General features: G+C 61.9%; 14 protein-coding genes and 1 pseudogene. 3 read left to right on the forward strand and 12 right to left on the reverse strand.

Going from position 1 to position 13,773, the window contains the following annotated elements; translation table 11 throughout:
* Positions 1 to 3: 3 nt before the first annotated feature.
* Positions 4 to 393, reverse strand: coding sequence for a response regulator (locus CFE428DRAFT_RS34255; RefSeq protein WP_049975719.1), 390 nt, complete (start codon positions 391 to 393; stop codon positions 4 to 6).
* A gap of 175 nt (positions 394 to 568) precedes the next feature.
* On the opposite strand from CFE428DRAFT_RS34255, the gene CFE428DRAFT_RS22405 reads away from it, so the two are divergent.
* The 3 genes from CFE428DRAFT_RS22405 (at position 569) to CFE428DRAFT_RS22415 (ending at position 3,929) form a co-directional block, all read left to right on the forward strand.
* Entirely contained in the window at positions 569 to 1,138 is a 570-nt protein-coding gene (locus CFE428DRAFT_RS22405; protein WP_006981938.1) for a hypothetical protein, read from the forward strand.
* Positions 1,139 to 1,317: 179 nt separating this feature from the next.
* Positions 1,318 to 2,676: an ATP-binding protein gene (locus CFE428DRAFT_RS22410; protein ID WP_006981939.1), complete on the forward strand. Its 1,359-nt coding sequence runs from the start codon at positions 1,318 to 1,320 to the stop codon at positions 2,674 to 2,676.
* Positions 2,673 to 3,929 carry a tetratricopeptide repeat protein gene (locus CFE428DRAFT_RS22415; RefSeq protein ID WP_006981940.1) on the forward strand — a complete coding sequence of 419 codons (1,257 nt, stop codon included), beginning with the start codon at positions 2,673 to 2,675 and terminating at the stop codon, positions 3,927 to 3,929. Before CFE428DRAFT_RS22410 ends, CFE428DRAFT_RS22415 begins: the two co-directional genes overlap by 4 nt.
* A gap of 10 nt (positions 3,930 to 3,939) precedes the next feature.
* Here the strand turns inward: CFE428DRAFT_RS22415 and CFE428DRAFT_RS34260 are convergent, their stop codons facing one another.
* From CFE428DRAFT_RS34260 to CFE428DRAFT_RS39100, 11 genes and pseudogenes are all read right to left on the reverse strand, one after another.
* The gene (locus tag CFE428DRAFT_RS34260) at positions 3,940 to 4,659 is read right to left on the reverse strand and encodes an urease accessory protein UreD (protein ID WP_157447597.1); all 720 of its coding nucleotides are present in this window, start codon (positions 4,657 to 4,659) and stop codon (positions 3,940 to 3,942) included.
* 209 nt (positions 4,660 to 4,868) lie between these two features.
* Positions 4,869 to 5,420 carry an urease accessory protein UreG gene (ureG, locus tag CFE428DRAFT_RS22425; RefSeq protein WP_006981942.1) on the reverse strand — a complete coding sequence of 184 codons (552 nt, stop codon included), beginning with the start codon at positions 5,418 to 5,420 and terminating at the stop codon, positions 4,869 to 4,871.
* Between the two features lie 307 nt (positions 5,421 to 5,727).
* On the reverse strand, positions 5,728 to 7,443 hold the full coding sequence (locus tag CFE428DRAFT_RS22430; RefSeq protein ID WP_006981943.1) for a GMC oxidoreductase: 1,716 nt from the start codon (positions 7,441 to 7,443) through the stop codon (positions 5,728 to 5,730).
* A 24-nt stretch (positions 7,444 to 7,467) separates the two neighbouring features.
* Positions 7,468 to 7,998, reverse strand: a complete 531-nt coding sequence (locus tag CFE428DRAFT_RS22435; RefSeq protein WP_042725582.1) for a gluconate 2-dehydrogenase subunit 3 family protein — start codon at positions 7,996 to 7,998, stop codon at positions 7,468 to 7,470.
* A 134-nt stretch (positions 7,999 to 8,132) separates the two neighbouring features.
* Entirely contained in the window at positions 8,133 to 8,831 is a 699-nt protein-coding gene (locus CFE428DRAFT_RS22440; protein WP_006981945.1) for an urease accessory protein UreF, read from the reverse strand.
* Positions 8,832 to 8,835: 4 nt separating this feature from the next.
* Complete coding sequence (locus tag CFE428DRAFT_RS22445; RefSeq protein ID WP_006981946.1) at positions 8,836 to 9,273, reverse strand: urease accessory protein UreE; 438 nt, start codon at positions 9,271 to 9,273, stop codon at positions 8,836 to 8,838.
* 2 nt (positions 9,274 to 9,275) lie between these two features.
* Positions 9,276 to 11,003, reverse strand: coding sequence for an urease subunit alpha (gene ureC, locus CFE428DRAFT_RS22450; protein WP_006981947.1), 1,728 nt, complete (start codon positions 11,001 to 11,003; stop codon positions 9,276 to 9,278).
* On the reverse strand, positions 11,000 to 11,311 hold the full coding sequence (locus CFE428DRAFT_RS22455) for an urease subunit beta (RefSeq protein WP_006981948.1): 312 nt from the start codon (positions 11,309 to 11,311) through the stop codon (positions 11,000 to 11,002). The genes ureC and CFE428DRAFT_RS22455 overlap by 4 nt, the downstream gene beginning before the upstream one ends.
* Positions 11,312 to 11,317: 6 nt before the next feature.
* On the reverse strand, positions 11,318 to 11,620 hold the full coding sequence (locus CFE428DRAFT_RS22460; RefSeq protein ID WP_006981949.1) for an urease subunit gamma: 303 nt from the start codon (positions 11,618 to 11,620) through the stop codon (positions 11,318 to 11,320).
* Positions 11,621 to 11,667: 47 nt separating this feature from the next.
* Positions 11,668 to 12,632 (reverse strand): annotated as a pseudogene (locus CFE428DRAFT_RS41265) (D-2-hydroxyacid dehydrogenase).
* Between the two features lie 54 nt (positions 12,633 to 12,686).
* Positions 12,687 to 13,643 carry an ATP-binding cassette domain-containing protein gene (locus CFE428DRAFT_RS39100; protein WP_006981952.1) on the reverse strand — a complete coding sequence of 319 codons (957 nt, stop codon included), beginning with the start codon at positions 13,641 to 13,643 and terminating at the stop codon, positions 12,687 to 12,689.
* Positions 13,644 to 13,773: the final 130 nt, after the last annotated feature.

Consider the following 13,773-nt stretch of genomic DNA (forward strand, 5'->3'; position numbering starts at 1 on the left):
ACCTTACGCTTTGGCCGGTTGCTGCTGCTGTTGCTGCTGCTGCAGCACCCGCATGAGGGCCGAGTAAATTTCCGAAGGCCCGAGGCCCTTGCTGACGTACCCATTGGCGCCCGCTTTGCGCGCCGCCTGCATGGCGTCTTCGTCATAGCCCAGCCCGGTAAACATCACGATCGGCAGGCTCGCATGCTTCTCGCGGACTTTGGAAATCAGAGTAAGGCCGTCGATTTTCGGCATGCCGATATCGAGGATCAGCCCGTCGCACGGATTCAGATCGAGCCAGGATTCCACCTTGGAGCTGTCCGTCAACGAGGCCGCTGAATGGCCCTTACCGCGCAGATAAGTGGTCAGGAAGCGGTTCAGGAGCCGATTGTCGTCAACAACGAGGAAATTCATAAAATGGCTTATTTTTGGGCTGCGATAGTTAAGGAGTTTAGCAGTGCCCATGCCATGGCTCTAAGCGAATATACTGAAGCGAACTTCCAATATTCCTGAGCCGCATGGTAGGTTCCTACTCTGTCGGTAGTGGTTAGTTAAGCTAAATTTCGTAAACCTTCCAACGAATCCCCCCATGATGCCATCCTTTTTTCCACTGCGCTCCATTCTGGGCGTTTTGGCGGCCACCATCGCTTTCGCCTTCTCCAGCTTCACGTCCACGGCATCCGCCGCCGCCACCATCGTGCTGGATGTGAAGACCGCCAGCACCGTCGGAGCGCCGACGACCAACTATCGCAGCCGGAACGGCAGCTACGACACCTCTTTCGACCGCGAGCGCACGGTGGACGTGACCCTGCGAGCCATCGGTATCGATCAACCCCGTCCGATCAATGTCCAGATCTGGTGGATTGGACAATTGCAAGGGAGCACCACCAAAGTCGTCTTGCACAAAAACACCACGACCAAAAACGTCAGCAGCTCAGCTCCGCAGAGCTGGCAGGAAATCTCCGGCGAAGTCAAGGGGCGCGATCGCAACCTGCGCGGCATCCATTATCGCAAGCAAACCGGCGCCCGCATCCTCGGCTGGATCGTCCAGGCGGATGGCGACGGCCTGCACGCCGTCCAGGCCAGCGAGGCGTCTCTGCAGGCTCTGGCCGGGACTCAGGCGCTGAAGGACATGGAGACAGCCGCGGAAACCAAGTAACGCTTCTCTTTTTCGGAACGCGTTTCGCAACGAGTCTTAATCGTAATCTTAATCTTGATCTTAATCCCTCGGCGGAAAGATTAAGATTACGATCAAGATTAAGATTAAGAGCAGCGGCCCACCTTCCCCTTGCATCTCTCGCTTGTTTTGCGGCAAACCTCACCCGAGACTCCCGCCGCATGTCCAAACTTGACCCTCTCCGCCAGGCCGTCGCCGTTTCGCCGGACAACGTGCCTCTGCTGCTCCTGCTTGCCCACGCTTGTCTCGACGAATGGTCGCTCGACGAGGCGCGGTCGGTCTTCGAGCGTGTGCTGACGCTGGACCCCACGCGGCCGGAGGCACGGGTAGGCATCGCCCGCATCCTGCACCTCAGCGGCAAGACGAGCGAAGCCGTGGTCCGCACCGAAGCGCTCATCGTTCAGAATCCGCAATTTGCGCCTGCCCATCTCCTCCTCGCCCGGTTGCACGCCGGGGAGGGGAATCTCGAGGCCGCCCGCACCAGCTACGCCCGCGCCCTGGCGCTCGACCCGACGGGTAAGGACCCTTCCCTGGAGAAAGAGCTCAACGGCCATGTGCCGAAGCAGCCCCCGGCGCCCGAGAAGGTCACCGTCTCAGGGCCGGCCTGGACGCCCGAAGCCGACGAAGAGGAAAAATCCGGCCCGGACAGCGCGGACGTCGAGCGCCCGACCCTGACCTTCGCCGACATCGGCGGCATGGAAACGGTGAAGGAAGAAATCCGGATGAAGATCATCCATCCGCTAAAGAACCCGCAGCTCTTCAAGGCTTACGGCAAGAAGATCGGCGGCGGCGTACTCCTCTACGGCCCGCCCGGTTGCGGCAAAACGCTCCTCAGTCGCGCTACCGCCGGCGAGATCAAGGCTAACTTCCTCTCCATCGGCATCCACCAGATCCTCGATCTCTATCTCGGCAATTCCGAGAAGAACCTGCACCAGCTTTTCGAACTCGCCCGCACTCACGCGCCGGCCGTGCTTTTCTTCGATGAAGTGGACGCTCTCGCCGCCGACCGCAACGACCTCAAGCGCAGCGCCGGTCGCACGCTCATCAATCAATTCCTCGCCGAAATGGACGGCAATGTCGGCAGCAACGACGGCCTGCTCATCCTCGGCGCCACCAACGCCCCGTGGCATCTCGATCCCGCGTTCCGCCGCCCGGGCCGCTTCGATCGCATCCTCTTCGTTCCGCCGCCCGATGAACCCGCGCGCGCGTCGATCATCGAGGTCATGGCCCGGGACAAGCCCATGCACAAGCTCGACTCCGCCGCCGTGGCCAAGAAGACGAAGGATTTTTCCGGCGCCGATTTGAAGGCCGTCTTCGACATCGCCATCGAGCGCTCGCTCGCCCGGGCCATGCAGGAAAATCGCGTCATCCCGCTCGGCACCGACGACCTGCTGAAATCCGCGAAGGACGTGAAGCCCTCGACGAAAGCGTGGTTCGAGAGCGCCAAGAACTACGCGATTTATTCCAATCAAAGCGGCTTCTACGACGACGTGCTGACGTTCCTCGGCATCAAGAAATGAGTACCGCCTTTCCGCATCCGCAAATCATGCGTGGGCTGCAGCTCAAGCAATTGGGCCGCTTTGCCGATGCCGTGACGGCGTTCAAGGAAGCGCTCGCCCAGGAGCCGAATGACGCCTTCGCGTTGCATCAACTCGCCGGCTGCCAGTGGCGCATCGCCGAGGCGCGCCGGGAAGCGCTGCAGACGATCGATCAAGCCATCGCCATCGAGCCGAATGGCGCCGAGCACCATGTGTTGCGCGCCTTCATCCTCTGCGCGCTCGATCGTCCAAAGGAAGCGCTCCTCTCCACGCAGATGGCCCTCTCGCTGGACCCCAACGATTCTTACGCGCACACCGCCGAAGCGCAGGCTTACCTGCAAATGGAAAACTGGCCGCTCGCCGAACGTTCCGCCCGCGAGGCGCTGGCCCTCGACGCCGATAATTCCGGCGCGGCCAATCAACTCGCCCAGGCGCTCCGCCTGCAAAATAAGCTGGCCGAAAATGCCGCGCACCTCGCCGGCATGCTGGCCCGCGATCCCGAGGACGCTTTCACCCACGCCAACGCCGGTTGGGCCGCGCTGCAGCGCGGAGAGCATCGCGCCGCCGAGGTGCACTTCCGCGAAGCATTACGGCTCGATCCGGATTTCGATTACGCCCGCGAAGGCCTGCTCTCCAGCTTCCGCGCCCGCTCGCCGCTCTATCGCGGCTATCTGAAATACTGCTTCGCCATGGCGCGCCTGAATCGCGGCGCGCGCTGGGCCGTCATTCTCGGTTTCTACTTCGGCTCTCGCGTCGCGCATTATCTGCCCGGCGGTTACATCATCGTCGCGCTCTATTTCCTTTTCGTCCTCTGGGTGTGGGTCGCCCGGCCCGTCGGCAATGCCATGCTGCTCGCCGACCGCTTTGCCCGCTTCGCCTTGCGTCCCGCGGAAAAGATCGAAGCCGCCGCGGTATCCAGTTGCCTGGCCATTGGCATCACCGGCTTCATCCTCAACCTCGCGCTGAATTGGGACTCGGCCATGCTCGCCGGTGTTGGCGGGGTGGCCATCGCCTTTCCGCTTTCGCTGGTCTTCACGAATCAATCCGTCCTTGGACGGTGGATCTTCGGCGGCATCTCCGGCGTGACCTTCGTCGCGACCATCCTCGGCGTGATCGCCGACGCCATCTCGCTCGCCAGCGCGCCCCTCTTCGTCGGCTTGTCCCTCGGCGCCTGCGTGGCCTGCGCCGCCTGCACCTGGCTCGGCAACATCCGCGCGCTCTACAAACGCGGGTAGGGGCGGTTCTTTAATTCCGTCGCAGCCCCGGCGCCTGTTTGCCCAGTGCCGCATAAACCTCCGCTCGAATCGCTGCCACCGTCCTCCGTAACGCCACGCTTCCCGCCGCAACCACACGAATTGCCCACCCACCTTTAACCAGCGCACTGCAACCCACCCACGCGTCCTCCGCGTGCAAATCATGGATCTGCTGCCAGCACTTCGCATCCGTCCGCAAGTGGGGTGAAATCACAAAACAACTCGCGTAGTACGCCTCCGGAAATGGGGCCCGCATCGCCGCGAGGGTCGGGCTCTCCGGCGTGAGCACGTACCGCTCCCGGGCAATCTTCCCGGTCCCCAGAAAAATCTCCGTCTCCCAGTCCAACTCGGTAAAGGCAAACACTTCCCCCGAAGCCGTCCGCCCCGGCGCAATCATCTCGATGAGCAACGCCTCGCCGCCTTCCTCCACGCGCACCGTCGTCCGCTGTCGATAACGCGCTCCACCTTGCGGAATGAACATCTCCGGCCAGCTCTCCAGCCACCCGCCGCTGGCCACCCGAAATTCCTGCGTCACCCGCGCATCGCCTTCCACAATCCGATGCGCCCGGCTGGCACTCGGTGCGGTGAGCAACACCCGCGCGCCCGATTCCACGGTCACGTCGTAGTGCACGCGATCTCCCGCCAACAATCCCGCTGTCGGATTTACGACATTCACCACCAGCACATCTTCTTCGAGATGCGGCTTGCTCAAATGCACCGGCGCACAAAACGACTGCTCCCGTAAATAAGTCCGCCCCAGTTCATCCACACTGCACACCAGCCGCAAGTGCCCGCTGAGTCCTCGTCCTCCCCGTTTGTCATCCTGAGCGGAGTGCCCCGGTGGCAAAGCGGCGGGGCACGCAGTCGAAAGACCCCGCGATTTCACCAGGGGTGTCTCCGCGTCCTCACATTCCTCCGCACTCACACAAACAACACCTCACGCCGTAACCATGCGAGCAACTCCTCCTTGCCCTTCTCCGAGCGCAAGTCGGCAAACAAAAACGGCCGTTCGCCGCGCATCAGCTTCGCATCCCGCGCCATCACCTGCAGATCCGCGCCCACATAAGGCGCCAGCTCGATCTTGTTGATGAGCAGCAGATCGCTGTGCCGAATCGCCGGCCCGCCCTTGCGCGGAATCTTGTCCCCCTCGGCCACATCGATGACGTAAATGAACGCCTCCACCAACTCCGGCGAAAACGTCGCCGACAAATTATCCCCGCCGCTCTCCACGAGAATCACCTCCACCTCCGGATGCCGTTTCTCGAGCTCCGCGATCGCCGCCATGTTCATGGACGTATCGTCGCGAATCGCCGTGTGCGGGCACCCGCCCGTCTCCACGCCGATTACGCGCTCTGCCGGCAGCGCCTCGTTGCGCACGAGAAACTCCGCATCCTCGCGCGTGTAGATGTCATTGGTCACCACCGCCAGCGACATCTCCTCGCGCAACCACTGGCAAAGCCGCAATACGAGCATCGTCTTCCCCGAGCCCACCGGCCCGCCGATCCCGATTCGAACAGCACGTTTTTTGGATGAAGTCACTCCGCTTTTCTAGCGCACTTCCCTCCGGTGGAAAGTCTTTAGGCCATTTGCCGCGATGGGATCGCCAGCTAAGGCGTCAAATTTGGAGCACCAGCACCGTAAAAAAGCCGTCATGCTGAGCGGAGCGGGGAAGCACGGGCGGAGTCGAAGCACCTCCAATCTCCGCGGGTTTTCGCGCGGAGCGGTGTTTTTACGAAGGCGCTGGCGCTACGGATCGAGCGCCAGGCCGTTCGAATAGCCGTCACAAGTTCAGCTTCTTCATCTCCTCCACCGCAAAATCCGCGGCGCGGGCGGTAAGGGCCATGTAGGTGAGCGAGGGGTTGACGCACGAGGTGGAGACCATGCACGCCCCATCGGTCATGAAGACGTTCTTCACGGCGTGGATCTGGTTGTGGCCATTGAGCACCGAGGTCTTCGGGTCGCGGCCCATGCGGGCGGTGCCCATTTCGTGAATGGCCATGCCGGGGAAGGAACCCTTGTCGTAGGCCTTCACATCCTTGAGGCCGGCGGCTTCGAGCATTTCCTTGGCGTCATTGGCCATGTCGATGCGCATCTTCTTTTCGTTGTCGCGGATCTCGGCGTCGAACACGACGACGGGCAGGCCCCACTTGTCGCGCGTTTCCTTGTCGAGCAACATGCGGTTGTCGCTGTAGGGCAGGGTTTCGCCGAAACCGCCGAGGCCCATGGTCCACTCGCCGGGCTGCGTAAGCTCGTCCTTGAGATCGGCTCCGAAGGAAAGCTCGGCCACGTTGCGCTGCCAATTGCCCCGGCTCGCACCGCCTTGATAGCCGAAGCCGCGGAGGTAATCGCGCTTGTCGTCGCCGATGTTGCGATAGCGCGGGATGTAAATGCCATTCGCGCGGCGGCCGTAATAGTAGTGATCGTGGCCGCCTTCCCAACGGCCGCTGGCGCCGGTGCGGAAGTGGTGATCCATGAGGTTGCGGCCCAGTTGATCGGAATCATTGCCCATGCCGTTCGGGAAACGATCGGACGTGGAGTGCATGAGCAGCGCGGTGGAGCTGATGGCGCTGGCGCACACGAAGATGATCTTCGCGAAATACTCGCGGTCCTGCATCGTCACCGCATCGCGCACCCGCACGCCGGTGGCGCGCTGGGTGTCGTTGTCGAAGGTGATTTCCGTGACCACGGAATCCGGGCGCAGAGTGAGTCGGCCGGTCTTGGCCGCCGCGGGCAGGGTGGAGGATTGCGTGCTGAAGTAGGCGCCGAACGGGCAACCCCACGAGCAGCGATTGCGGAACTGGCACGGGCCGCGCCCGACGCCAAGCTGTTCCTCGGCGGCCTTGGAGAGATTGGCCACGCGGCCGATGGTCATGACGCGACCGGGGAAGGATTTCTCCAGCCGTTTCCGCACTTCCTTCTCCAGGTAATACATGTCCATGGGCGGCAGGAATTCGCCGTCCGGCAATTGCGGCAGGCCGAGCTTTTCGCCGGAGATGCCGGCGAATTTTTCCGCGTGGGAATACCACGGCGCGATGTCTGCGTAACGGATGGGCCAGTCGACGGCGATGCCGTCGCGCAGGTTGGCCTCGAAGTCGATGTCGCTCAACCGATACGACTGCCGGCCCCACATGATGGATTTTCCGCCGACGATGTTCGGGCGGAACCAGTCGAAGCGCTTCTTCTCGCGGTAGAGCGAGTCGGAGTCGTTCATCCAATACTTCTCCGTCATTTCATTGTACGGATAGTCGCGCGAAAGCTTCGGGTGCGATTCGATCTGCTGCGTGGTGAGGCGGCCGTCGTATTTCAGTTCCCACGGTGCCTTGAGGGCGTTTTCGTAGCCGGTAATGTGCTCGAGTTGCTTGCCGCGCTCGAGCATCAGCACGCGCAGACCTTTTTCGGTCAGCTCCTTCGCTGCCCATCCGCCGGAAACACCGGAGCCGATGACGATGGCGTCGTAGGTCAGTTCCTTTTTTGCGTCGATATTGAAATTAGCCATGGGTCGAAGAGTCGAAAGTTGAAGTTAGAGGGCCCACGCTTTTTGTCCGGGCTTGAAGGGGACGTCGCCTTCGAAGCGGCCAGGGATGGGGAGATATTCGAGGGCCTTGGTCGCGCCGATTTCCGAGCAAAAATAGCCGGTGACGGTGAGCTCGCGGAGGCGATGGAAGAAGGCTTTGTTGCTGATGGCGGTTTGCTTCACCAGTTCGTGGCGGCGCGGGGCGTCGAGGTCGACGAAGCTCTGGTTGTGCAGGCGGTGGCAGTCGTCTTCGAGCTTGGACAACCCAGCGTAAAATGCCTCCTGATCCTCGAGCACGTAGCAGTCGCGCATGACGCGGATGATGAACTGCTCGGCGCCGGCCGCTTTGGCGCCCGGGGTGTCGGTGGTGGGGATGATCGTGTCGGCGAGTTCCGTGAGCAGCTTCTGCTGCGCGGCGCTGATCGGTACGCTCGGGCCGAGGTTGATGACTTGTCCCAGCACGCCGGCGGTGAGTTGCGCGGATAGCGCGCCGCCGAGCAGGAGGGTGAGACGTTGGAGGGCATCGCGACGGGAGATCATGGAGAAGGGGTAGACAAAAAAGCCCGACTACTTACTCATTTCGCCCCAAAGCGCAATTGGAAGGGCGAGTGGAGCGGAAGAAAGTGCGGGAAAGGCAAGGTCGTTACCCGGAAGCGCGCGGTTTTCTTAGCCTAGGAAATGAAGAGCCGCTCGAAGGCGCGCTCGTGGCGCATGCTGGCGATTTCCAGCAGGGGATTGAACCATCCGGCGTGGGCACGCGATACGAGCAGCGATGCTGGTGTCACGCTATTCGCTTCCATGCTGGCCGCGCGCAGGACGCGCTGCACGCCATCCTGGCCGATGCGGATCAGCTTGAGCGCCGCGGCGCCCAGCGCGGCGAGAGATTGGTAAAAATAAGCCGCGAGTGCCGCTTCGAGCGGGACGCCCTCGACGCTGGCCTGCAATCCGCAGACCACGAGGTGATGCCCCGCGCAGGTGCCGCGGGCGATGAGCGTATCGAAAGCGCCGAGCAACGGCGCATCGCCAATGGTGCGCAGCGCCTTCAACCGCCGCGTGCCGAGTTGAGCGCTGGCCGAGCGCGTCTCTGCCGCCAGCTTCCACGCGCTGATTTCCAGATCGAGACGGCGCAACTCGGCGAGATGCCCATCCCGCGCCGCCTCACAGGCGAAACGCAGGTAAGGCAGTTCATGCTGCCGCTGCGCCGGAATAATTTGCCGATGGAGAAATTCGCCAAGCGAACGCTCATCGCGCACCAACCCCAGCCGCACGATTTCCTCAAACCCCAACGAATGCGCATAAGCCCCCGTGGGAAACAGCGCATCCGCCGTCTGCAACAAAAACGGCAGCCAATGGAGATTTTCATCCTTCATCCTTTCAATGCCGATGCCCTCCGCTCAACGGATGAAACACCCGCTTGCACGCCGAGTAGATAATCCCTTCGCGTTCGAAAAGCTGTCGCACCGCGGGATCATCCATCACCCGCACCACGTCCTCCACGATCTCGATTTGGAAATGCAGATTCCCGATCATCCATCCGAGCCGCGCCGCATCCCCGCCATTCCGCACTCCGCATTCCGAAGTCCGCACTTCCAACACCGGTTCATATTTCTGCGCGAGCACATAGACCGCAACCTCGCTTTGAAAAACCGCTGCGCCATCCGCCAGCGGTGTCTCCAGGTCGAAGCCAAATTCCTGCCCATCTTCCGCTACGCCGCGCCACCGCCGCTTGGCCAGTGTGAGGCGTTCGACAGGAATGCGCAGCACGGGCAGTGACTCCGGTTGTTCGCTCAGCGCGTGATAAATCAATTCCACCGCTAGAACAAAAAGTAACGCTGCGCCATGGGCAGCACTTTGGCGGGCTCGCAGGTCAGCACGCGGCCGTCGGCTTTCACCGTGTAGGTTTCCGGGTCGACTTCGATTTTCGGCAGCACGTCATTCCACAGCAGGTTGCGCTTGGAGATTTTGCGCGTGTTCTTCACCGCGACGAGGCGCTTGGCGAGATGCAGGTCGCCGAGATGACCACAGTGCAACGAGGCGGTGCTGACGAACGTGACCGACGTCGAGTATTTGGCGCGGCCGTGCGCGGCGAATTGGTTCCGATAGAAGGTCGGCTGCGGCGTGGGAATGCTGGCGTTCGGATCGCCCATGTTGGCGGTGGCGATGAGACCGCCTTTTAAGACGACCTCCGGCTTCACCCCGAAGAAGGCCGGTTTCCAGACGACGAGGTCCGCCAGTTTGCCGGGTTCGATGCTCCCGACTTCGTGGGCGATGCCGTGGGAGATGGCGGGATTGATCGTGTACTTCGCGATGTAACGCAGTGCGCGGAAGTTATCCGCGGCGGTGTGCACCGGTGCGTCGAGTTTGCCGAATTGCGTCTTCATCTTATGCGCCGTCTGCCAGGTGCGGATGATGACTTCGCCGACGCGCCCCATGGCTTGCGAGTCGCTCGACATCATCGAGAACGCGCCGAGATCGTGCAGCAGATCTTCCGCGGCGATGGTCTCGGGCCGGATGCGCGATTCGGCGAAGGCGACGTCTTCGGGAATCTTCGAGTCGAGATGATGGCACACCATGAGCATGTCCAGGTGTTCATCGATGGTGTTGACTGTAAAGGGCCGCGTCGGATTGGTCGACGACGGCAGCACGTTGGCTTCGCCGCACACGCGGATGATATCCGGCGCATGGCCGCCGCCCGCGCCTTCGCTGTGGAAGGTGTGAATGGTGCGACCCTTGAAGGCGCGGATGGTGTCCTCCACGAAGCCGGATTCATTCAATGTGTCGGTGTGGATGGCGACCTGGATGTCGAGTTCATCGGCCACTTCGAGGCAACTGTTAATCGCGCCTGGCGTGGTGCCCCAGTCTTCGTGGAGCTTGAGCCCGACCGCGCCGGCCAGCACCTGCTCGCGCAAGGGTTCGTGGGTCGCGCAGTTCCCCTTGCCGAAGAAGCCGAGATTCATTGGATACTCGTCCGCGGCTTCGAGCATGCGGTGCAGGTTCCATTTACCGGGTGTGCAGGTCGTGGCGTAAGTGCCGTGCGCCGGACCGGTGCCGCCGCCGATCATTGTGGTCACGCCGCTGGCCAGAGCGTGCTCGATTTGTTGCGGGCAGATGAAATGGATATGCGTGTCGATCCCGCCGGCGGTAATGATGCAGCCTTCGCCCGCGATCACTTCCGTCGCCGCGCCGATGACGAGTCCGTGGGTAATGCCCTGTTGAATGCCGGGATTGCCCGCATGCCCGAGCCCTACGATGCGTCCGTGTTTGATGCCGATGTCTGCCTTGATCACGCCCTGCACGGCGTCGAGTACCAGCGCATTGGTGATGACCAGGTCGAGCGCTTCCGCATCCCTGGCCGTGGGCGATTGCCCCATGCCATCGCGGATGACTTTGGCGCCGCCAAATTTCACCTCATCGCCGCGCGCGCCCGCCTCGGCGATCAAGTCCCGCTCCACTTCGATGAAGAGCTCCGTGTCCGCCAACCGCACCTGGTCACCGGTCGTCGGGCCAAACATCTCGGCATACTGCCGGCGCGTCATTTTCATAGCTTGCCGTCGATTTTGTTGTTGAGTCCGTAGACCTCGCGTTTGCCGGCGAGGGCGACGAGCGAGACTTCCTTGGTGTCGCCGGGTTCGAAGCGCACGGCGGTGCCGGCGGCGATGTTCAGGCGGAAGCCGCGCGCGGCCTCGCGGTCGAAGCGCAACGCGGAATTCACTTCGTAAAAATGAAAGTGGCTGCCGACTTGAATCGGGCGGTCACCGGTGTTCGCGACCTGCAGCGTTTTCGTTTCGAGCCCTGCGTTGACGACCAATTCGCCGGGCTCACTGGCGACGATAATTTCCCCCGGGATCATAAGTCGTTAGCGGATTGGATGATGGACGGTGACGAGCTTCGTGCCGTCGGGGAACGTGCCCTCGACCTGCACTTCGTGGATCATTTCGGCGACGCCTTCCATGACATCGCTGCGTTTCAAAATCGTCGTGCCGAAGCTCATCAACTCGGCGACGGATTTGCCGTCACGCGCGCCCTCGAGGATCTCGTAGGTAATGATGGCGATGGCCTCGGGGTAGTTGAGCTTCAAGCCGCGGGCCTGCCGCCGGCGCGCCAGATCGGCGGCGGTCACCACGAGCAGTTTTTCCTGATCGCGAGGGGAGAGATGCATGGTGTTGGTTCAGTTTGAAACGAAAGAGGGCAGATTGGCGATGGCGATTATGCCTTGGGATTGACCACGTTTTGGGGCGTGCCGGCGAGGAATGCGCGGATATTGGCCACGCTCGTGGTCAGCAACCGGTCACGCGAGGCTTTCGTCGCCCAGGCGATGTGCGGCGTGATGAAACAATTCTTCGCGGTGAAGAGCGGGTTGTCGACCGCGGGTGGTTCCTTGGCGAGCACGTCGAGCCCGGCGCCGGCGATTTGGCCGCGATTCAGAGCATCAGCCAGGGCGGCTTCGTCGATCAGCGGGCCGCGGCCCGTGTTAATCAGGAAAGCGGATGGCTTCATCCGCGCCAGCCGGGCGGCGTTGACCAGATCCTTGGTCTCCGGCGTGAGTGGGCAGTGGAGCGAGATGACGTCGGCTCGCGCGAAGAGATCATCGAGAGCGACATTCTCCACGCCCTCGACGGTGCGGCGAGAGTTGACGATCACGTGCATGCCGAAGGCGCCGGGGCGATGTTGCTCACGTCGCGTCCGATCGCGCCGAAGCCGACGATGCCGAGCGTCAGACCCGACAACTCGACCAACGGTGCATCCCAAAAGCAAAAGTCGCGGCTCTTCGCCCAGCGCCCGGCGGAGACGGCGCGGGCGTGGTCGCCGGTACGATTGGCCAGTTCCAGGATCAGCGCGAAGACGGCCTGCGAGACCGATGCGGCTGCGTAGCCCGGCACGTTCGTCACCGGAATGCCGAGTTCCGCGGCGACGGCGATGTCCACGACGTTGTACCCCGTGGCGAGGACGCCGATATAGCGCAAGTCCGGCAGGGCGCGGAGCGTGTCGCCGGTAAGAACCGTCTTGTTCGTGAGAACGATCGGTGCGCCCTGGGCGCGTTCTAGAACCTTTTCGGGCGCGGTGTGTTCGTGGAGATTCACCGGCCCCAATTCCTCGAGCGCGGACCAGCTCAGGTCGCCGGGATTGAGCGTGTAGCCATCTAAAACAACGATGCGGTTCGGTGCGGTCATGGCCGACAGTTAGAAGGCTGTGGGGGAGTTGGGCACGCCTAAATCCCGTTCAGCCTAGACCGTGAGATATTTTTTTACGACGTCGTCGGTCAATGCGTCGACGGTGCCGGCGCAGACCACCGCGCCGCGGTCCATAATGGCGAAGGAGTCGGCGAGTTCTTTGCAGAAGTCGAGATACTGCTCGACGAGCAGGATGCTGATTTTCTCTTCGCCATGGAGTTGCTGCAGGGCACTGCCGATTTCATCGCTAAGGATGGTTCCGGTCGACTGGGATTTACGCAGGGCCTCGATGCAGTCGGCGAAGCGATTGAAGAGCGCGGGGTGTTTTTCGATGCCTTCCTTGAGCAGCACCGTGGCGGTCTCCGTGGCTTCATCGAGCATCGCCGATGGAAGCACGCTCTCATTTTCCTTCGCTCGCTTCAACGCCTGACTCACCGTGGCGAGCAGGGCGGCCTCGTTGTGATGGCCTCCGCGGCGCAGCAGCTTAATGGCCTCGCCGATCTGGTCGATGATGTTGGGCTGAATGCCCTCGGTCGGTTCATCGAGGATGAGGATCTTCGGCTCGGTGAGCAGCGCTCGGCCGATGGCGAGTTGCTGCTGCTGGCCGCCGGAAAGCATGCCGCCCTTGCGCGGCAGGAACTCCTTGAGAATGGGGAAGAGAGAGAAGACCCGATCGAGGCTGCCATTGGGCTTTTTGCCGAGGGCAATGGCGCCGATGTGCAGGTTTTCCTCCACGGTAAGTTGCGGGAAAATGTCGCGCCCTTGCGGCACGTAGCCGATGCCGGCGGCGGCGCGCGCTTCGCTGGAAAGTTTGGTGATGTCCTTGCCATCGAGCGTGATCTTGCCGGCGCTGGGTTTCATCACGCCGGTGATGCTGCGTAAAGTGCTGGTCTTGCCTACGCCGTTGCGGCCCATGAGGCAGAAGCATTGATGGTCGGGTACTTCGAATTCCACGCCGCGCAAGATGCGGCTGCCGCCGATGGAGAGTTCGAGGGATTGGACGGTGAGCATGTTTTTGGAAAGGCGATTAGTAATCCGCGTTTGGTAATGGGGCGTCGGCGAGACGAAGAGAGTGATTCTTAATCCTAATCTTAATCGTAATCCCTCCGAGGCGCTTGAGAGTAAGATTAAGATTAGGATT

The organism is Chthoniobacter flavus Ellin428 (assembly GCF_000173075.1).
GTDB classification, from domain to species: Bacteria; Verrucomicrobiota; Verrucomicrobiia; order Chthoniobacterales; family Chthoniobacteraceae; genus Chthoniobacter; species Chthoniobacter flavus.

Bases quoted from the DNA above. Each gene is read 5' to 3' on its own strand.
- CFE428DRAFT_RS22410 (WP_006981939.1), top strand. From the start codon at position 1,318: ATGTCCAAACTTGACCCTCTCCGCCAGGCCGTCGCCGTTTCGCCGGAC.
- CFE428DRAFT_RS39100 (WP_006981952.1), bottom strand. From the start codon at position 13,643: ATGCTCACCGTCCAATCCCTCGAACTCTCCATCGGCGGCAGCCGCATC.
- CFE428DRAFT_RS22405 (WP_006981938.1), top strand. From the start codon at position 569: ATGATGCCATCCTTTTTTCCACTGCGCTCCATTCTGGGCGTTTTGGCG.
- CFE428DRAFT_RS22455 (WP_006981948.1), bottom strand. From the start codon at position 11,311: ATGATCCCGGGGGAAATTATCGTCGCCAGTGAGCCCGGCGAATTGGTC.
- CFE428DRAFT_RS22440 (WP_006981945.1), bottom strand. From the start codon at position 8,831: ATGAAGGATGAAAATCTCCATTGGCTGCCGTTTTTGTTGCAGACGGCG.
- ureC (WP_006981947.1), bottom strand. From the start codon at position 11,003: ATGAAAATGACGCGCCGGCAGTATGCCGAGATGTTTGGCCCGACGACC.
- CFE428DRAFT_RS22430 (WP_006981943.1), bottom strand. From the start codon at position 7,443: ATGGCTAATTTCAATATCGACGCAAAAAAGGAACTGACCTACGACGCC.
- CFE428DRAFT_RS34255 (WP_049975719.1), bottom strand. From the start codon at position 393: ATGAATTTCCTCGTTGTTGACGACAATCGGCTCCTGAACCGCTTCCTG.
- ureG (WP_006981942.1), bottom strand. From the start codon at position 5,420: ATGCTCGTATTGCGGCTTTGCCAGTGGTTGCGCGAGGAGATGTCGCTG.
- CFE428DRAFT_RS22460 (WP_006981949.1), bottom strand. From the start codon at position 11,620: ATGCATCTCTCCCCTCGCGATCAGGAAAAACTGCTCGTGGTGACCGCC.
- CFE428DRAFT_RS22415 (WP_006981940.1), top strand. From the start codon at position 2,673: ATGAGTACCGCCTTTCCGCATCCGCAAATCATGCGTGGGCTGCAGCTC.